Consider the following 19,389-nt stretch of genomic DNA (forward strand, 5'->3'; position numbering starts at 1 on the left):
GCTTTTCAATCGAGCGCCTTGTCGTTCGGATGCGCGAACATGGTCCGCATTTCGGCCGACAGCGGATAGTTCAGGTTGATCCCATGCGGGGGAATCGGCTGTGTGAACCAGACGTTGTAGAGGCGCTCCGCCTCGCCCGAGGTCTGCATCTTCGCGATGACACGGTTGACCAGCTCGCGAAACGGCGCGTCCCCCTTGCGGAACATGCACGCATAGGTCTCGTAGCCGAGCGGCGTACCCGTCACGACGAAGTCGTCGGGGCGCGGGTCGGTGGCGCGAAAACCGTACAGAATCGGTTCGTCCATCACGAACGCGACCGCGCGGTCCGCCTTCACGGCTGAAAAGGCGTCGGAATGGTCCTTTGCGCTCGCAATGCGCATATTCAACTGCTTCTCGCTGTTCAACTGCCGCACGAGCCGTTCGTCCGACGTGCCCGCCGTCGTGACCACGGGCTTGCCGGCGAGGTCGGCGAAGTCGTTGATGCCGGCGTTCTTGCGCGCGATCATCCGCACCGCGTACTGGAAGAAACTGTTCGAAAACGCGGCGACATTCTCGCGCTCGCGCGTATGCGTGGTCGAGCCGCATTCCAGATCGATCTGGTTGTTGACCAGCATCAGGAAACGGTTCGCCGATGTGATCGTGACTTCACGCACCTTGAGGTTCGGCATCGCGAGCGTTTTCCTGATCTCGTCGACGATGGCGAGCGCGATGGATTGCGAATAGCCGACCGTGCGCTCGCCGTTGGAATAGGAGAAGGGGATCGACGCTTCGCGCACGCCGAGCGTGATCACGCCGTCGTCGTGTACCTTCTTGAGCGTGCCCGTCAGTTCCTCGGCGTGCGCGGGCACCGTCAGCGACATAAGCGACGCCAGCGCCGCGGCCACGATCGCCCCCAGCTTATATTTGATTGCAACCTTCATCGTTCCCCCTGAGCCGGTAGCAATCACTCCGGCTGCATCGTCGCGCTGTCGCCTGGCGATGTCCGTGTCGCGACACAGCGGCATGCGCGCCGAATGCGCCGCATGCCGCGGTGACTCAACCAGACAATCAGCTTACGCCGGCTTTCCCCAACTGTCGCGCAGACTGACGATCCGGTTGAATACGGGTTTGCCCGGCGTCGTGTCATACCGGTCGGCGACGAAGTAGCCGTGACGCTCGAACTGATACCGCGCTTCCGGCTCGACGTCGCCCAAGCCCGGTTCGACGTAGGCGTGCATGATGCGCTTCGAATGCGGATTGAGCGCCTCGAGGAAATCGCGGCCGCCCGCGTCGGGCTGTGCTTCCTTGAAGAGGCGGTCGTAGACGCGCACTTCGGCAGGCACGGCCTGGGTCGCGCTGATCCAGTGAATGGTGCCCTTCACCTTGTAGTTGTTCGCGCCTTCCGTGCCGGAGCGGCTGTCCGGGTAGTAATTGCAGTGCACGGCGGTCACATTGCCGTTTTCGTCCTTGTCGGCACCCGTGCATTCCACGACATAGCCGTACTTCAGACGCACCTTGTTGCCCGGGAACAGGCGGAAATAGCCCTTCGGCGCGTTTTCCACGAAGTCTTCGCGCTCGATCCACAGTTCACGCGAAAACGGGAAAGTGCGCACGCCGCGATCGGGATGATGCGGATGGACGGGCGCGCTGCACGCTTCCGTCTGATCTTCGGCATAGTTGTCGATGATAAGCTTCAGCGGATCGAGCACACAGGTCGCGCGCGGCGCCTTGTCGTCGAGATCGTCGCGCAGTGCGCCTTCGAACACGCTCATGTCGATCCAGGAATCGACCTTGGTGATGCCGATGCGCTCGCAGAACAGTTTGATGCTGTCGGGCGTAAAGCCGCGGCGGCGCACGCCGACGATGGTCGGCATGCGCGGATCGTCCCAGCCGTCCACATGGCCTTCGTTGACCAGCTGCAGCAGCTTGCGCTTGCTGGTGATCGCGTACGTCAGGTTCAGGCGCGAGAATTCGATCTGCTGCGGCAGCGGACGCGTGAAGATGCCGGCCTCGGCGAGTTCGTCGAGGATCCAGTCGTACAGCGGCCGGTGGTCTTCGAACTCGAGCGTGCACAGCGAATGCGTGATGTTTTCGAGCGCGTCCGAAATGCAGTGCGTGTAGTCGTACATCGGATACACGCACCACTTGTCGCCCGTCCGGTAATGGTGGGCGAAGCGGATGCGGTAGATCACCGGGTCGCGCATGTTGAAGTTCGGCGACGACATGTCGATCTTCGCGCGCAGCACGTGCTCGCCTTCCTTGAACTCGCCTGCCTTCATGCGGCGGAACAGGTCGAGGTTCTCCTCGACGCTGCGCTCGCGGAACGGCGACGGCGTGCCGACTTCCGTCGCCGAGCCGCGGTTCGCGCGCATTTCCTCCGCCGTTTGACTATCGACATACGCCTTGCCGCGCGTGATCAGCAGCTCGGCGAACTCATAGAGCTTGTCGTAGTAGTCGCTCGCGAAGTAGAGGTGCTCCTTGCCGTCGACGTTCCAGTCGAAGCCGAGCCACTTCACAGCGTCGACGATTGAGTCGACGTATTCGAAGCTTTCCTTTTCGGGATTCGTGTCGTCGAAGCGCAGATGACAGACGCCGCCGTAGCTCTGCGCGATGCCGAAGTTCAGGCAGATGCTCTTCGCGTGACCGATGTGCAGATAGCCGTTCGGTTCGGGCGGGAAGCGCGTTTCCACTCGCTGGCCCCACTTTCCCGAGCGGTTGTCGTCGTCGATGATGTTGCGGATGAAATTGGAAACGGGCGCTTCGTTGCGCTCGGCGTCTTTGCGATCGTTGTTCATGCGAGAAGGAGAAAGTCGGTCCTGGACACTATATGCGTCCGTTAGTCTGTCAATTCTACCTGACGACACATTCGGCGACAGTCTTTACGCCTGGCGGGTGCGGCGCGCGGCCGGCAACGGCGCGGACTGATGCATTTCCGGGGCGCAATCGGCGCTGTAACAGGAGGTAAATTGCGTTGGCGCCGTTTGGTGCGCACGCTTAGCATGCGTCGCGCGCCATGTCCCACGCCGGCCCGCGGCGGCGCGCTTACGGCGAGCCTGCGCCTCGCCCCACGCCTCGAGCGGCGCTTTCGCTGCTGGCTGCGCCCGTCGCGCTGTTTTTCGGCAGGCGCTGTGTTTCCGTTATTCTGTGGTGGGCTCGGGCAGCCGATGCCCGTCCCGCCGCTTCACGCGACCTGTCCTTGCCGCGAGCCGGCCGCCCCATGCCGCTGAGCACGCGCGGGCAGGTCCATCTATCCCGGAGTTCCTCGGATGTCCCTTGCGATGTTGCGCGCGCCTCGCGCGCTTTCCGGCGCCGCCTTGCGTGCCGTTTTGCACACCGATAAGCATGCCGAATCCCATGCGGGCGCCCACGCCGATTCCTGTCCTCGCGCCAGCCGCGTCATGCCGCGTGGCACGTTTGCCCGCTTCGCCACGACGCTCGCACTGACGGGCGCGCTGCTCGCGAGCCTGGTTGCGTCGCCCGCCGTCGACGCGAAGACGGCCCAGCCAAAGCCCGTGCTCGACGCGGCGGCCGTGGCGACGCCCGACCGCTACGCCGCTGACGCCGCGCAGCAGATGCTCGCGGCTGGCGGCAATGCCGTCGATGCAGCCGTCGCGATCGCGTTCACGCTCGCCGTCACGTACCCGGATGCGGGCAACATCGGCGGCGGCGGGTTCATGACCTTGTACATGGACGGCAAGCCGTACTTTCTCGACTACCGCGAGAAAGCGCCGCAGAGCGCGACGCGCGACATGTATCTCGACGACAAGGGCAACGTGATCAAGGGCATGAGCCTCGTCGGACATCGCGCGGTGGCCGTGCCGGGCACGGTCGACGGCATGTGGGAAGCGCAGAAGCGCTTTGGCAAGCTCAAATGGAAGCAGGTGCTCGCGCCCGCCATCAAGTACGCGACGGACGGCTTCCCCGTCGAGCCGTGGTTGCAGAAGCGTCGCGAACTCGCGTCGCAGGGGTTCGGCGGCAAGACCAATTTCGACGCCTATTTTTCGAACCTGAAGACGGGCGTCGTGTTCCGCCAGCCCGAGCTCGCGCAGACGCTGACGCGGATCGCATCCGACGGCGGCCGTGAATTCTACGAAGGTCAGACGGCCGACCTGATCGCCCGGCAGATGTACGGGCACGGTCTCCTGACGAAGGCGGACCTGCTGCAGTACAAGGCCGTGTGGCGACAGCCGGTGACGGCCAGCTGGAACGGCTATCAGATCGTCACCGCGCCGCCGCCCAGCTCGGGCGGCATTGGACTGATCCAGCTGCTGAAGATGAAGGCGGATCTGAAGCCGCAGTTCGACGGCGTGGCGCTCAATTCCGAGCCGTACATTCATCTGGTCGCGCAGATCGAGGACCGCGTATTCGCTGACCGCCAGCAGTACATGGGCGATCCTGATTCGTACCGCGTGCCCGTCGACAAACTGATCGACGACGCTTACCTCGCGAAGCGCGTCGAGGACATCACGCCCGACGAAGTGCCGGGCGCTGCGCCCGTCAAGCCGGGTCTCGGCGACGCGATGCCGGAAAAGGCTCAGACGACGCACTTCTCGGTGGTCGACAAGTGGGGCAACGCGGTATCGAACACGTACACGCTGAACGGGCCGTTCGGCTCGGGCGTGGTCGTGGACGGCGCCGGCTTCGTGCTGAACGACGAGATGGACGACTTCGAGTTGAAAGCGGGCGTGGCCAACCAGTTCGGCGTGACGAGCGGCGACGTCAACACGATCGCGCCGGGGCGCCGGCCATTGTCGTCGATGGCGCCGACCATTCTGACCAGGGACGGCAAGGTATCGCTCGTGATCGGCACGCCGGGCGGCTCGCGCATCTTCACGTCGATCTTCCAGGTCATGACGAACCTGTACGACTTCAACATGCCGCCCGCCGATGCGCTCGCTGCGATGCGCTTTCATCATCAGTTGCTGCCGCAGAAGACGATCTACTTCGAGCCGTACCATCCCATCGACGGCGAGCTGGCCGAGCAGTTGAAGACGCGCGGCTACACGCTGCAGGGCCAGACGTTCAACGGCGACGTGCAGATGATCCGTATCGACGGCACGTCGCCGCAGCCGGCTGCCGATCCGCGCGGCGTCGGCGTGGGACGTGTGATTCAATAGCGCTGGCGGCGCGATGCCGCACTTCGACAACTCACGACGAACGGGGAACGGGCATGGCGTTGGAGCAGCAGAGCGTGATCGTGTTGCCGGGTTATATGAACTCAGGCGTTGGGCATTGGCAGACCCGCTGGGAAGCGCGTTATCCGCACTTTTCGCGCGTGCCGATGCGGGATTGGGATCATCCCGTTTGCGGTGAGTGGTGCGATACGCTCGACGCTGCCGTCGCCGCTGCGAAAGCGCCTGTTCTGCTCGTCGCGCACAGCCTGGGCTGCCTGACGGTTGCGTTCTGGGCGGCGCGCCATGCTTCACACGATGCGCTCGCGAAGGTCGCGGGCGCGCTGCTCGTCGCAGTGCCCGATCCGGCCGGCCCCGGATTTCCCGCCGACGCGGCCGGCTTCGACGCCGTGCCGATCGACCCGCTGCCTTTCCCGTCGATCGTCGTCGCGAGCACCGACGATCCGTACGGCGGCGTGCCGTTTTCGCAGGCCTGCGCGACGGCATGGGGCAGCCGATGGGAGAACATCGGCCCGCGCGGCCATATCAACGCCGACAGCGGCCTCGGTGATTGGCAAGAAGGGCAGCGCTGGCTGGCTTCGATGGCGTAAATCTCGGGCGGTGCGGGCGGTGCGGGCGGCGCGGCGCGAGCGCGGCGCAATTCAGGCGCCGGGGAGGCGATGTGCCGGAGGATCGGCGCGCCGCAGGACGCCGACCCGCTCCGGTTGCCGCACGCGGGAGCCGTCGCGCACCGGCGCGCGCGCTAACCGGGCGCCTCTAATCGAAGCTCGCCACCCTTAGCACGCCGCTTTCCGGCCTCACGTCAGATCACAGACCGGCCCCGCAGCGCGTCGATACGCGCATCGTCGTATCCGAGCACGTCGCGCAGGACCGCTTCCGTATGCTCGCCGAGCGTCGGCGGATGCGCCTGCGCCACGGGCGGCGTCGCGCTCATGCGGATGGGATTGCGCACCAGCTTCACCGTGCCGCCCGATGGATGCGGCAATTGAACCTCCATTCCACGCGCGACCACCTGCTCGTTCTCGAACACCTCTTCCAGATCGTTGATCGGCCCGCAGGGCACGCCCGCCGCTTCGAGCGCGTCGATCCACTCGTGCTTGCTGCGCGTACGGACCATCTCCGCGAGGATCGGGACGAGCGTCTCGCGATTTCGCACGCGCTCGGGATTGGTGGCAAAGCGCTCGTCGTCGGCGAGGTCCGCGCGCTTGCCCGCTTCGACGAACTTGCGGAACTGCCCGTCGTTGCCCACCGCGACGATGATCCAGCTGTCGCTCGTCTGGAACGTCTGATAGGGAACGATGTTCGGATGGGCGTTCCCCCAGCGTGCGGGCGGCTTGCCGCTGGTGAGGAAGTTCGAGTTCATGTTGGCGAGCATCGCGACCTGCACGTCGAGCAGCGCCATGTCGATGTACTGGCCTTCGCCCGTGCGGTCGCGGTGCGCGAGCGCCGTCAGCACGGCGACGCTCGAATACATGCCCGTCATCAGGTCCGCGATCGCCACGCCCGCCTTCTGCGGGCCGCCGCCCGGCTGGCCGTCGCGCTCGCCCGTGATGCTCATGAAGCCGCCGATGCCCTGCACGATGAAGTCATAACCCGCGCGCTGCGCATATGGTCCCGTTTGCCCGAAGCCCGTCACCGAGCAATAGACGATGTCGGCCTTCACGGCCTTCAGCGACTCGTAGTCGAGCCCGTACTTCTTCAACTGGCCGACCTTGTAGTTCTCCAGCACGACATCGCTTTGCGCGGCCAGTTCGCGGACGATCTGCTGCCCTTCGGGCGTGGCGATATCGACGGTGACCGAACGCTTGTTGCGGTTCGCCGCGAGGTAATAGGCGGCCTCGCGCGTGTCCGCGCCGTCCGGCGTTTTCAGGTACGGCGGCCCCCAGTGGCGCGTGTCGTCGCCGGCGCCCGGCCGCTCGACCTTGATCACGTCGGCGCCGAAGTCGGCTAGCGTCTGCGCGCACCACGGACCGGCAAGCACGCGGGTAAGGTCCAGCACGCGGATATGGCTCAGTGCACCCATGTTCTGTCTACGTCTCCAATGTGCAATGTGATGAGGCGCCCGCCACACGGGCGCTGCCCGATTGAATCGATCTGGTGCATCTTAAGCGATCGGCCGCGCCCGACCTACTCAGCCTGACGGCATAGGACAAATGACAGGCCGCGTTTCCGGCGTTTTCGAGAGGGGAAACTGGCCGGATGGCCAAAGCCGCGTGCAGCCTGCTCCATGGCGTCGCGCGACAGCGCCGATCCCGTATAATCGACCGTTCAGGAAACAATCTATTGCGACGGCCGGTCAGTCTTCCGCAGCCGTCGGCTCAAGCCAGGACCGTCCCCAAAGCACGCTATGAAAGCCGCCGAAATCCGCGAGAAATTCCTCAAGTTCTTCGAATCGAAGGGCCATACGATCGTCCGTTCGTCGAGCCTCGTGCCGGGCAACGACCCGACGCTGCTCTTCACCAATTCGGGCATGGTGCAGTTCAAAGACGTGTTTCTCGGCGCCGAATCGCGTCCGTACGCGCGGGCCACGACGGCGCAGCGCAGCGTGCGCGCGGGCGGCAAGCACAACGACCTGGAAAACGTCGGCTACACGGCGCGTCACCACACGTTCTTCGAAATGCTCGGCAACTTTTCGTTTGGCGACTATTTCAAGCGCGACGCGATCCACTACGCGTGGGAACTGCTGACGGGCGTCTACCAGCTGCCGAAGGAAAAGCTCTGGGTCACCGTCTACCAGGAAGACGACGAAGCCTTCGACATCTGGGCGAAGGAAGTCGGCGTGCCGACCGAGCGCATCATCCGCATCGGCGACAACAAGGGCGCGCGGTACGCATCGGACAACTTCTGGCAGATGGCCGATGTCGGCCCATGCGGCCCGTGTTCGGAGATCTTCTACGACCACGGTCCCGAAGTGTGGGGTGGCCCGCCGGGATCGCCTGAGGAAGACGGCGACCGCTACATCGAGATCTGGAATCTCGTGTTCATGCAGTTCAGCCGCGACGCGCAGGGCAACATGACCCCGCTGCCCAAGCAGTGCGTGGACACGGGCATGGGCCTCGAGCGTATCGCAGCCGTGCTGCAGCACGTGCACAGCAACTACGAAATCGATCTGTTCCAGGCGCTGATCAAGGCCGCTGGCCGCGAAACGGGTATCGAAGACCTGTCGAACAACTCGCTGAAGGTGATCGCCGATCACATCCGCGCCTGCTCGTTCCTGATCGTCGACGGCGTGATTCCCGGCAACGAGGGCCGCGGCTACGTGCTGCGCCGTATCGTGCGCCGCGCGATCCGTCACGGCTACAAGCTGGGCCGCAAGGGTTCGTTCTTCCACAAGCTGGTCGCGGACCTCGTCGCGCAGATGGGCGACGCATATCCCGAACTGAAAGACGCGGAACAGCGCGTCACGGACGTGCTGCGTCAGGAAGAAGAGCGCTTCTTCGAGACCATCGAGCACGGCATGTCGATTCTCGAAAACGCGCTGGCCGATCTGGAAGCGAAGGGCGGCAAGACGCTCGACGGCGAAGTGGCGTTCAAGCTGCATGACACCTACGGCTTTCCGCTCGACCTCACGGCGGACGTATGCCGCGAGCGTGGAGTGACGGTCGACGAGCCCGCATTCGACGAGGCAATGGCCCGTCAGCGCGAACAGGCGCGTGCGGCCGGCAAGTTCAAGATGGCCCAGGGCCTCGAATACACAGGCGCGAAGACCACGTTCCACGGCTACGAACAGATCGTTTTCGACGACGCGAAGGTTACGGCGCTGTATGTCGACGGCGCGTCCGTCAAGGAAGTGACGAAGGGCCAGCAGGCTGTCGTCGTGCTGGACCATACGCCGTTCTACGCGGAATCGGGCGGCCAGGTCGGCGACCAGGGCGTGCTGGCTAACGCGAGCGTGCGCTTTGCGGTCGCTGATACGCTGAAGGTGCAGGCGGACGTCGTGGGCCATCACGGCACGCTGGAGCAGGGCACGCTGAAGGTCGGCGACGTCGTGAAGGCGGAAATCGACGCGATCCGCCGTGCGCGCACGGCCCGCAACCACTCGGCTACCCACCTGATGCACAAGGCGCTGCGTGAAGTGCTCGGCGGCCACGTGCAACAGAAGGGCTCGCTCGTCGACGCCGACAAGACCCGCTTCGACTTCGCGCACAACGCGCCGATGACGGATGAGGAAATCCGCCGCGTCGAGGCCATCGTCAATGCCGAAGTGCTGGCGAACGCGCCGGGCATCGTGCAGGTCATGCCGTACGACGAAGCGGTGAAGGGCGGCGCCATGGCGCTGTTCGGCGAGAAGTACGGCGACGAAGTGCGCGTGCTCGATCTGGGCTTCTCGCGCGAACTGTGCGGCGGCACGCACGTGCATCGCACGGGTGACATCGGCTTCTTCAAGATCGTGATGGAAGGCGGCGTCGCGGCGGGCATTCGTCGCGTCGAAGCGATCACGGGCGACAACGCAGTGCGTTATGTGCAGGAACTGGATGCGCGCATCAACGCGGCCGCCGCGGCGCTGAAGGCGCAGCCGTCGGAACTGACGCAGCGCATCTCGATGGTTCAGGACCAGGTGAAGTCGCTGGAAAAGGAACTCGGCGCGCTGAAGTCGAAGCTCGCGTCGAGCCAGGGCGACGAACTGGCCGGCCAGGCCATCGAAGTTGCCGGTGTGCAGGTGCTGGCGGCGACGCTGGAAGGCGCGGACGTCAAGACGCTGCGTGAAACCGTCGACAAGCTCAAGGACAAGCTCAAGAGCGCGGCCATCGTGCTGGCGTCCGTCGAAGGCGGCAAGGTTAGCCTGATCGCGGGCGTCACGGCCGAGGCGAGCAAGAAGGTCAAGGCAGGCGAACTGGTCAACTTCGTCGCGCAGCAGGTCGGCGGCAAGGGCGGCGGCCGTCCGGACATGGCGCAGGCGGGTGGCACCGAGCCGGCCAATCTGCCGGCCGCGCTGGCTGGCGTGAAGGGCTGGGTCGAAGCGCAGCTTTGAGTCTGCGCGCCACGTAGCATTCGCATCAGCAAAAAAGCCGCGAGTCGACGAGACTCGCGGCTTTTTGATTTTGTGCGTTCGGATTAACGAAGGACATTGTGTCGAAGCGCGACAGGCGCTCGCTGCTGAAGCACTCAGGCAGCCACCTCGTCCCCCCGTTCCTCCTGCAGGTTTCCGCTCGCGACCAGCATTCCGCGCAGCGCATTCAACGCCGACGAGAAATGGCCGCGTCGCCAGACCAGCAGCGTCTCGATGCTGCCGAGCTCCGCGAGCGGATGCACGGCGATATCGTCCGATTCCGGCAGCAGCGCCAGCACCGAGCGCGGCGCGAAAGCCACGCCCGCGCCCGCCGCCACGCACGCGACAATGGCGTGATACGACCCGAGCTCCAGCACCCGTGCGGGCCGGATGCCGTGCTCCATGTACCACTTTTCGACATGCACGCGATACGCGCAGCCCAACTCGAACGCGATCAACGTCGTAAGCGAAATATCGCTGGCTCGATGGATGGGCGGGTGACCGCGCGGCGACACCATCACCAGTTCTTCGCGAAACACGGGCACGACCTCGAACAGCTCGCCGATCCAGCCGGGATCGAGCGGCCTCGCGACGATCGCCGCGTCCACCTCGAACTCGCGCACGCGATCGATCAGCTTGCCCGTCGTCCCTGTCTCCAGTTCGAGCGCGACATCGGGCCACGTCTGGTGATACTGCGCGAGCAGTCCCGGCAGGCGGGTCGCGGCGACGCTTTCCATCGTGCCCAGCCGCAGGCGTCCGCTCGGATGGGCGTCCTTGACCGCGTGGCGCGCTTCGTCGGCGAGCGCGAGCAGCCGTTCCGCATAGGGCAGCAGGGTCTCGCCCGCGGGCGTCAGCACGAGCCGGCGTCCGTCGCGAACGAATAGTTCGGTGCCCAGTTGCTCTTCGAGCTGCTTGATACGCGTGGTCACGTTCGATTGCACGCGATTGAGCTTCGCCGCGGCGCGCGTCACGCCGTTTTCGCGCACGACGGCGCGAAAGATCGTCAGGGCGGCAAGGTCCATCAATCTCTCCGTGAGATTAGATCTATCCGTATTATTCATTTTATGAGATTGAAGGGTCAAGCTACGATGGTGTGGAAGAAGCCGACCACCGCCCCAATCCACCGATGAACGATCTCACCACCCGCACCCTCCAGCCAAACCTCGCTTCCCCCGATGCCGCGCGCCGCGCTGCGCTCGCCTGCATGGCGGCGCTTGCCGTCGCGCTCGGTATCGGCCGCTTTGCCTTTACGCCGCTGTTGCCGCTGATGCTCCACGGCGGCGAGCTGGATATCCGGCACGGCGGCTGGCTGGCGTCGCTCAATTACGCGGGCTACTTCCTCGGCGCGATCGCCTGCGTCGCGGTGCGCGTGGAGGCGGCGCGGGTGGTGAAGGCGGGCCTCGCGTCGACGGTGCTGCTCGTGCTCGCGATGGGCCTCACGCATCAGTTCTGGATTTGGGCCGTGGTACGTTTCATCGCGGGCGCGATCAGCGCGTGGACCTTCGTGTTCGCCTCGCAATGGGGCTTGCGCCGGCTCGCCGAGCTGGGCGCGAACGAGTGGGGCGGCGTGATCTACACCGGTCCGGGCCTCGGCATCGCGGCGACGGGCCTGCTGGTCAGCGCTGCGGGCGGATATGGCGCATCGGCGGGCTGGATCGGCTTTGGGCTCGTGTCAGCGGTGCTGACCGTGCTCGTGTGGCGCACGTTCGAGCCGGCAACGACGGCAAAGGGAAGCGCAGCGGCATCGACGCGGAAAAACGCCGCGGCGCAGACGGATGCGCATCGGCAGCGCGTGCATCTGCACCGCGCGGATGCGTTCTGGCTGATCGTCCTCTACGGCGTGCCCGGCTTCGGCTACATCATTACCGCGACGTTTTTGCCCGTGATCGCCCGCGCCGCGTTGCCGGTGGGTTCGCCGTGGCCCGACCTGTTCTGGCCGATGTTCGGCGGCGCGCTGGTCGTGGGAGCGCTAGTGGGCGCGCGCTTACCGGCGCACTGGGACAACCGCACGCTGCTGGCCGGCTGCTACGTGTTGCAGGCGCTCGGCATCCTCGCGGGCATCGTATCGCCGACGGCGGGCGGCTTCGCGCTCGGCAGCGCACTGATCGGCTTGCCGTTCACGGCAATCACCCTGTTCGCGATGCGCGAGGCGCGCCGGCTGCACGGCGACAACGCCGCGGGATTGATGGGCTATGCGACAGCGGCCTACGGTCTTGGGCAGATCGTGGGTCCGCTGGTCGCCGCGCCCATCGCCGCGCATACCGGTTCGTTCACGCTGGCGTTGTGGCTGGCCGCGCTCACGCTGCTCGCGGGAGCCGTGGGTCTCGTCGTGGTGACGGCGCTGCGCCCGTCATTGCGCGCCTGAGCAAAAGCCCCGCAAGCCTGGACAGACGCTGACGAACCACGCCCGCGAGCGCCACGACGACGGGACAACCACCAGCGCACTCGCTCCACTGGCCGTGCAACCGACTCTCCCGCACGGCCTCCCATCCTCACCACGCCGGCCGTTCGCGCCGGATCAAACCCGCCAGAAACCAATTCAGCACCCGCCGCACTAAAATGTCCGCTTTCCAGTCATCATTGCGCGCTCATCGCCGGGTGCGCCGCCTGCCATGCAACATTTTGCGTCGGACAACTACGCCGGCATTTGCCCCGAGGCGCTCGAAGCGCTGATCGCCGCCAACCACAGCGGCCACGAACCGGCCTACGGCGACGACTCGTGGACGCAGCAAGTCTGCGATCGCCTGCGCAACCTGTTCCAGACCGACTGCGAGGTGTTCTTCGTCTTCAACGGCACGGCGGCGAACTCGCTGGCGCTGGCGTCGCTGTGCCAGTCCTACCATTCGGTGATCTGCCACGAACTCGCGCACATCGAGACAGACGAATGCGGCGGTCCCGAATTCTTCTCGAACGGCTCGAAGCTGCTGACGGCGCCGGGCGTCGGCGGCAAGCTCACGCCCGATGCGATCGAAGCCGTCGTCACGCGTCGCGCCGACATCCATTATCCGAAGCCCAAGGTCGTGACCCTCACGCAGTCGACGGAAGTGGGCACCGTGTATAGCGTCGAGGAAATCCGCGCGATTGCCGCGATCGCGAAACGCCGTCATCTGAAGGTGCACATGGACGGCGCGCGCTTTGCGAACGCCGTCGCCGCGCTCGACGTGCATCCGTCGGAGATCACGTGGCGCGCGGGCGTCGACGTGCTGTGCTTCGGCGGCACGAAGAACGGCTTGCCCGTCGGCGAGGCGGTCGTGTTCTTCGATCGCGCGCTCGCTGATGATTTCGCTTACCGGCTGAAGCAGGCGGGGCAGCTTGCGTCGAAGATGCGCTTCATCTCCGCGCCGTGGCTCGGCCTGCTCGACAACGACGTCTGGCTGCGCAACGCGCGCCACGCCAACGCGATGGCGCAACTGATGGAGGCGCGCCTCGCGGACATTCCGGGTGTGAGCATCATGTTCCCGACGGAATCGAACGCGGTGTTCGCGCAATTGCCGCCGCACGTCGCGAAGGCGATGCGCACGCGCGGCTGGAAGTTCTACGAGTTCATCGGCGCTGGCGGCTGCCGCCTGATGTGCGCATGGGACACGCAGCCCGAAACGGTCGAGCGCTTCGTCGCCGAAGTCCGCGAACTGTGCGCCGCCTGAGTTGCGTGCGGCGTGCGTCCGGCACCTGGACGCGCCGACGCGGCTTGCCATTCGAGTTCATCGGGCGGCCGGGTCAATGACGGAGCAGCAAGACGGCAACGCGTAGCGCTTGCCGTGATGGTCGCAGTCAGGCGCTCTCGCCGTTCCGGCGGCGCGAGCACGGAATCCTCGATAACAACGGAGACGCATCGCCATGGCCTACATCTACTATCTGACGCACATTCATCTCGGCTACGACGCGCTCGCGCAGTTGCCGGCGGAGTGCGAGCGCTCGGGCATCAGGCGGCCGCTCGTGGTGACGGACAAGGGCGTAATGGCGGCGGGCGTCGCGCAGCAGGCAATCGACGCCTTGAAGCTGCCCGGCGCGCCCGTTTTCGACGACACGCCGTCGAACCCGACGGAAGCGATGGTGATGGCGGCTGCGCAGCGCTATCGTGAGGAAAACTGCGACGGGCTGGTGGCGATAGGGGGCGGCTCGTCGATCGATCTGGCCAAGGGCGTGGCGATCATGGCGACGCATGCGGGCACGATGACGGATTACGCGACGATCGAAGGCGGCAGCGCGAAGATCACCGACAAGGCCGCGCCGCTGATCGCGATTCCGACCACGGCAGGCACGGGCAGCGAAGTGGCGCGCGGCGCGATCGTGATCCTGAACGACGGCCGCAAGCTCGGCTTCCACTCGTGGCATCTGCTGCCGAAGGCGGCTATTTGCGACCCGGGCCTCACGCTCGGCCTGCCGCCGTCGCTGACGGCTGCCACCGGCATGGACGCGATCGCGCACTGCATCGAAACGTTTCTCGCGCCGTCGTTCAATCCGCCCGCCGACGGCATCGCGCTCGACGGTCTGGAGCGCGCCTGGGCGAACATCGAACTCGCGACGCGCGACGGTCAGAACCGCGATGCGCGCCTGCATATGATGAGCGCCTCGATGCAGGGTGCGATGGCGTTCCAGAAGGGACTGGGCTGCGTGCATTCGCTGTCGCATCCGCTTGGCGGCGTGTCGGTGAACGGGCGCACGTCGCTGCATCACGGCACGCTGAACGCCGTCGTGCTGCCTGCCGTGCTGCGCTTCAACGAAAGCGCGCCGTCGGTGGTCGAGAATCGCCGGTATGCGCGCATGCGCCGCGTGATGAATCTGCCGGAGCACGCCGATCTGGCCGCAGCGCTGCACGACATGACCGCGCGCCTCGGACTGCCGACGGGTCTGAAGCAAATGGGCGTCGACGACAGTGCGTTCGACAAGGTCATCAAGGGCGCGCTCGCCGATCATTGCCACAAGACGAATCCGCGCGAAGCGACGGCCGACGATTATCGGCGGATGCTGATCGAGTCGATGTAAGCGCCGTATCTTCATCCAACCGCACACGACATGAACAAACCCGCTCCCGCGCCGCGTACGGCCTATCCGCATTTTCTGTCCATCGCCACGCGCTGGATGGACAACGACGTCTATGGCCACGTGAACAACGTCGTCTATTACAGCTACTTCGACACCGTCGTGAACGAGTATCTGATCCGCAGCGGCGTGCTCGATATCGAGCACGGCACGACGATCGGCCTCGTTGTCGAGACGCAGTGCAACTACTTTGCGCCGATCGTGTTTCCGGATCGCATCGATGCGGGGCTGCGCGTCGTGCGGCTCGGCACGTCGAGCGTGCGCTACGAAGTGGGGCTTTTCAGGGAAGGCGACGCCGAACCCGCTGCGCAAGGGCATTTCGTGCACGTGTACGTGGATCGCGAAACGCGCCGTCCCGTCGCATTGCCCGACAGCCTGCGTGCGGCGCTCGAGCCGCTGCTCGTCACGCAAGACGCGCCGGCAGGCTGACGCGTGCAGTCCTTCGTCATCGATGCGCTGAACGGCGTGAGCTACGGCTTGCTGCTGTTCATGCTGTCGGCGGGATTGACGCTGATTTTCAGCATGCTCGGCGTGCTGAACTTCGCGCACGCGAGCTTCTACATGCTCGGTGCGTATGTCGGCTTTTCCGTGGCGGCGCGCGCGGGTTTCTGGTGGGCGCTCGTCATCGCTCCGCTCGTCGTCGGTCTGATGGGCGCGGCGCTCGAACGGTGGCTGCTGCGGCGCGTGCGGCCGCATGGGCATCTGGCGGAATTGCTGCTGACGTTCGGCGCGGCCTATCTGATTGGCGAGGGCGTCAAGCTCGTGTGGGGCTTGCAGGCGTTGAGCGCCGTCGTGCCGACAGCGCTCGATGGTCCGCTGCTGGATGTGTACGGCGTCGCGTTGCCGCGCTATCGCGCGTTCATGATGGCCGTCGCGATGGCGATGCTGGCCGTGTTATACGCGGTGCTGCGCGTGTCGAAAGCGGGGCTGATCGTGCGCGCGGCGCTCACGCATCCGCAAGCCGTCGAAGCGCTCGGCCACGACGTGCCGCGCGTCTTCACCGGCGTGTTCGCGGCGGGCACGGCGCTCGCCGCGCTGGCGGGCGTGATCGGCGCGCCGCTGTTCGTGCTCGAACCGGCGATGGCCGAATCGGTGGGGTCCATCGTGTTCGTCGTGGTCGTGATCGGCGGGCTGGGGTCGCTCGGCGGTGCGCTCGTCGCGTCGCTGGTGATCGGCTGCGTGCAGACCTTCGTGGTCGCTACCAATATTCCGCTCGGCGACCTGTTCGGCGACCTGTTCGGCGACTTCGGCAACGCGCTGCCCGCCGCGTGGAGCGCGCTGACGCTCGCGCAGCTTGCACCGCTCGTGCCGTACCTGCTGCTCGTCGCGATGCTTGCCGTGCGCTCGCGCGGCTTCTTCGGACAACGCGACGACGATGCGTGACGTGAATCAGGCGCACGATGCGCCACCCGCCTCGCCGCCCCGGCCGATATGGCGCGCCGCGTTGCCGTGGGCCGCGCTCGCGGCGCTGCTCGTCGTCCCGCCGTGCCTGTCGACGCAAAGCTGGCTCGTCGCCTGGCTCGCGCAGACGGCCGCGATGATCGTGTTCGCGCTGTCGTACAACCTGCTGCTCGGCGGCGCGGGTCTGCTGTCGTTCGGGCATGCGGCTTCGTCGGGGATCGGCGCATTGATCGCCGCGCATCTGTTCAATCGCGTCGGCGTGCCGTTACCGCTGCTGCCGTTGGCGGGTGGCATCGGCGGCGCGCTGTTCGGCGCGTCGTATGGCCTCGTTGCGACGCGCCGCGCGGGCACCGCTTTCGCGATGATCACACTCGGCATCGGCGAACTCGTCGCGGCTGCTGCGTGGACCTTGCCCGACTGGTTCGGCGGCGAAGCGGGCGTCGCGATCGACCGCACGACGGGCATCGCGGTGCCGGGCCTGACGTTCGGACCTGCGCGCGAGGCCTACGCGCTGATTGCGTTGTGGTGCGCGCTCGCCGTGATGGCGATGCGCCTGCTGGCGCGCACGCCTTTCATGCGGCTCGCGAATGCCGTACGCGACAACCCGGTCCGGGCGGCGGCCATCGGCTGCTTTGCGCGCCGCGTGCGTTATGAGGTCGTCGTGTGGTCGTCGTTTTTTGCGGGCATTGCGGGGACGCTCGGGCTGATCAATGTCGAACTGGTATCGACGGAAAGCGTCGGCATGCTGCGCTCGGGTTCGGTGCTGATCGCGACGGTGATCGGCGGAAGCGGGGCGTTTTTCGGGCCGGTGGCGGGCGCCGTCGTGCTGACGTTTTTCAGCGTCGTCGTGGCGGGCGCGACGCGTGCATGGCTGCTGTATCTCGGGCTGTTCTTCGTGGTCGTGGTGGTGTGCGCGCCCGATGGCATCGCGGGATGGATGCAGCGTCAAACCGCACGCATGTCACGCGATGGCTGGCGCGCGTTTCTGCCGTGGTTTGCTTGCCGGATGACGGGCGCAGGCGCGTGGTCGCTTGCCGTCGTGCTGGCCGTGCAATGGGCGTACGGGCAACGCTTCGGCACCGAAGAACGTGCGAGTTTCTTCACGACGATCGCTCCCCTATGGCTCGCGGCATCCATGCTGTGCCTCGCCGCGATCGGCTGGCTGACGATGCGCGTGGCTGCGCGCATGGACGGAAAGCTCGACGCCCGGGCGCGCGCGGAGGTGGGCGAATGATTCCTGCCATCGCCGTGCGACGTCTCGACAAGCGCTTTGGCGCAACGCGCATCCTGCGCGGCGTCGATCTGATGGTCGAGCCGCACGAACGTCACGCGTTGATCGGTCCGAACGGTGCGGGCAAATCGACGCTCTTCAATCTGATCGCGGGCGCGGCGCGACCAAGCGCGGGCCGCATCGAACTGTATGGCGCGGACATTACGCGTCTTGCGCCTGCCGCGATCTGCCGTCGCGGACTCGCACGCAGTTTTCAGACGACGAGTTTCTTCGCCAGGCTCAGCGTGTTGGACAACTTGCGCTGTGCCGCGCAGATCGCGAATCGCGACCGCATGCATTGGTGGCAGCGCTACACCGCGACGCGCGAGGGTGACGAGCACGCCGAGCAGGTGCTGGACGCCGTCGGCCTGGGCGAACGGCGCGACGTGATCGCGGGCACGCTGAGTTATGCGGACCAACGCGCGCTCGATCTTGGACTGGCGCTGGCGAGCGGCGCGCATACGCTGTTGCTCGACGAACCGACGGCGGGCATGAACCGCGCCGAGGCGGCGCGCGCGGTCGAACTGATCCGCGCGGCGACGGCGGGCCGCACGCTGCTGATGGTCGAGCACGACATGGACGTGGTGTTCGGTCTCGCGGATCGCATCAGTGTGCTCGTGCGAGGCGAGGTGATTGCGACGGGCACGCCGGACGCGATTCGCGCTAATCCTGCCGTGCGCGCGGCGTACCTGGGCGATATCGGCGACGCCGAGCGGGGAGGGGGGCGATGAGTCCGTTGCTGGAAATTCGCGATCTGCGCGCGTGGTACGGCGCGAGCCAGGTGCTGCACGGCGTGGATCTGCGTATCGAAGCGGGCGAAGCCGTCGCGCTCGCGGGGCGCAACGGCTCGGGCCGCTCGACGCTGGCGAAGGCGATCATGGGGTTCGTGCGCACCGAGGGCGTGATCCGTTTCGCTGGACAGTCGCTGGAGGGGCGGCGTGCGTTCGAGATCGCGCGGCTCGGAATCGGCTATGTGGCTGAACAGCGCGATGTATTTCCGACACTGACGGTGCATGAGAACCTGCAACTGGGCCTCAAGCCGCGTAACGGCGGACGCGCCGCGCGCTTCACGCTGGACGACGCGCATACGCTTTTTCCCGTGCTGCGAGAACGCGCGCGCACGAAGGCGGGTGCGTTGTCGGGCGGCGAGCAGCAGATGCTTTCGGTGGCGCGTGCGTTGCTGGGCGATCCGGATCTCGTCGTGATCGACGAGCCGACGGAAGGGCTCGCGGGGCAGGTCGTTGGGCAGCTTGCAGCGGCTTTGATGGTGTTGCGGGAGCGTGGTGTTGCGATGCTGTTGATCGAGCAGCGGCTCGTGATCGCTGATCGGGTTGCGAGCCGTGTTGCTGTGATGGGGCATGGGGAGGTTGTGTTTGACGGGGCGATGGCGGTGTTCCGTGCGCGGCCGGATGTGGTGGGTGAGTGGCTAGGGGTGAGTGTTGGCATTCGCGGTTTGGCTTCGTGATTCATGCTCTTTGGGCGTTTGCGTTTGCGCTGGCATCCGCGGTTTTGGGTTTTGCGCTGGCATCCGCGAATTGTTAGCGTGCTTCAGGCGTCGCCCCTGTGCGGGGCGG

Annotated in this window: 15 protein-coding genes; 11 read left to right on the plus strand and 4 right to left on the minus strand. The window is 65.9% G+C overall.

The genetic code is table 11. From position 1 onward, the window contains the following. Nucleotides 1-5: 5 nt before the first annotated feature. On the minus strand, nucleotides 6-920 hold the full coding sequence (locus tag KFO72_RS31390) for a transporter substrate-binding domain-containing protein (RefSeq protein ID WP_225033743.1): 915 nt from the start codon (nucleotides 918-920) through the stop codon (nucleotides 6-8). Between the two features lie 132 nt (nucleotides 921-1,052). Then, the gene (locus KFO72_RS31395) at nucleotides 1,053-2,774 is read right to left on the minus strand and encodes a glutamine--tRNA ligase/YqeY domain fusion protein (RefSeq protein ID WP_224100318.1); all 1,722 of its coding nucleotides are present in this window, start codon (nucleotides 2,772-2,774) and stop codon (nucleotides 1,053-1,055) included. Nucleotides 2,775-3,377: 603 nt separating this feature from the next. Between KFO72_RS31395 and ggt the strand changes: the two genes are divergently transcribed. Together ggt and KFO72_RS31405 are read left to right on the plus strand one after the other, a co-directional pair. Further along, nucleotides 3,378-5,096: a gamma-glutamyltransferase gene (gene ggt / locus KFO72_RS31400; protein ID WP_412101814.1), complete on the plus strand. Its 1,719-nt coding sequence runs from the start codon at nucleotides 3,378-3,380 to the stop codon at nucleotides 5,094-5,096. Nucleotides 5,097-5,149: 53 nt separating this feature from the next. Beyond that, nucleotides 5,150-5,701, plus strand: coding sequence for an RBBP9/YdeN family alpha/beta hydrolase (locus KFO72_RS31405; protein ID WP_225033745.1), 552 nt, complete (start codon nucleotides 5,150-5,152; stop codon nucleotides 5,699-5,701). A 212-nt stretch (nucleotides 5,702-5,913) separates the two neighbouring features. Here the strand turns inward: KFO72_RS31405 and KFO72_RS31410 are convergent, their stop codons facing one another. Next, nucleotides 5,914-7,134, minus strand: coding sequence for a CaiB/BaiF CoA transferase family protein (locus KFO72_RS31410; protein WP_054934235.1), 1,221 nt, complete (start codon nucleotides 7,132-7,134; stop codon nucleotides 5,914-5,916). A gap of 324 nt (nucleotides 7,135-7,458) precedes the next feature. On the opposite strand from KFO72_RS31410, the gene alaS reads away from it, so the two are divergent. After that, nucleotides 7,459-10,083 carry an alanine--tRNA ligase gene (gene alaS / locus KFO72_RS31415; RefSeq protein ID WP_225033746.1) on the plus strand — a complete coding sequence of 875 codons (2,625 nt, stop codon included), beginning with the start codon at nucleotides 7,459-7,461 and terminating at the stop codon, nucleotides 10,081-10,083. A gap of 134 nt (nucleotides 10,084-10,217) precedes the next feature. On the opposite strand, the gene KFO72_RS31420 is transcribed toward alaS, so the two are convergent. Next, nucleotides 10,218-11,123 carry a LysR family transcriptional regulator gene (locus tag KFO72_RS31420; protein WP_054934237.1) on the minus strand — a complete coding sequence of 302 codons (906 nt, stop codon included), beginning with the start codon at nucleotides 11,121-11,123 and terminating at the stop codon, nucleotides 10,218-10,220. 104 nt (nucleotides 11,124-11,227) lie between these two features. On the opposite strand from KFO72_RS31420, the gene KFO72_RS31425 reads away from it, so the two are divergent. From KFO72_RS31425 to KFO72_RS31460, 8 genes are all read left to right on the plus strand, one after another. Continuing rightward, the gene (locus KFO72_RS31425) at nucleotides 11,228-12,466 is read left to right on the plus strand and encodes a YbfB/YjiJ family MFS transporter (RefSeq protein ID WP_225033747.1); all 1,239 of its coding nucleotides are present in this window, start codon (nucleotides 11,228-11,230) and stop codon (nucleotides 12,464-12,466) included. Between the two features lie 247 nt (nucleotides 12,467-12,713). Next, nucleotides 12,714-13,745, plus strand: a complete 1,032-nt coding sequence (locus KFO72_RS31430; RefSeq protein ID WP_054934239.1) for a threonine aldolase family protein — start codon at nucleotides 12,714-12,716, stop codon at nucleotides 13,743-13,745. 193 nt (nucleotides 13,746-13,938) lie between these two features. After that, a complete protein-coding gene (locus tag KFO72_RS31435) occupies nucleotides 13,939-15,087 on the plus strand; it encodes an iron-containing alcohol dehydrogenase (protein WP_225033748.1) in 1,149 nt (382 codons plus the stop codon). Between the two features lie 30 nt (nucleotides 15,088-15,117). Beyond that, nucleotides 15,118-15,573, plus strand: coding sequence for an acyl-CoA thioesterase (locus tag KFO72_RS31440; RefSeq protein ID WP_107203729.1), 456 nt, complete (start codon nucleotides 15,118-15,120; stop codon nucleotides 15,571-15,573). Between the two features lie 3 nt (nucleotides 15,574-15,576). After that, a complete protein-coding gene (locus KFO72_RS31445; RefSeq protein ID WP_225033749.1) occupies nucleotides 15,577-16,527 on the plus strand; it encodes a branched-chain amino acid ABC transporter permease in 951 nt (316 codons plus the stop codon). After that, entirely contained in the window at nucleotides 16,520-17,779 is a 1,260-nt protein-coding gene (locus tag KFO72_RS31450; protein WP_224100325.1) for a branched-chain amino acid ABC transporter permease, read from the plus strand. The genes KFO72_RS31445 and KFO72_RS31450 overlap by 8 nt, the downstream gene beginning before the upstream one ends. Further along, entirely contained in the window at nucleotides 17,776-18,546 is a 771-nt protein-coding gene (locus tag KFO72_RS31455; protein WP_224100326.1) for an ABC transporter ATP-binding protein, read from the plus strand. The genes KFO72_RS31450 and KFO72_RS31455 overlap by 4 nt, the downstream gene beginning before the upstream one ends. Beyond that, nucleotides 18,543-19,280 carry an ABC transporter ATP-binding protein gene (locus tag KFO72_RS31460; protein WP_225033750.1) on the plus strand — a complete coding sequence of 246 codons (738 nt, stop codon included), beginning with the start codon at nucleotides 18,543-18,545 and terminating at the stop codon, nucleotides 19,278-19,280. Before KFO72_RS31455 ends, KFO72_RS31460 begins: the two co-directional genes overlap by 4 nt. The last annotated feature ends 109 nt before the right edge of the window (nucleotides 19,281-19,389 follow it).

Source organism: Paraburkholderia sp. XV (genome assembly GCF_020177535.1).
Classification (GTDB): domain Bacteria; phylum Pseudomonadota; class Gammaproteobacteria; order Burkholderiales; family Burkholderiaceae; genus Paraburkholderia; species Paraburkholderia caribensis.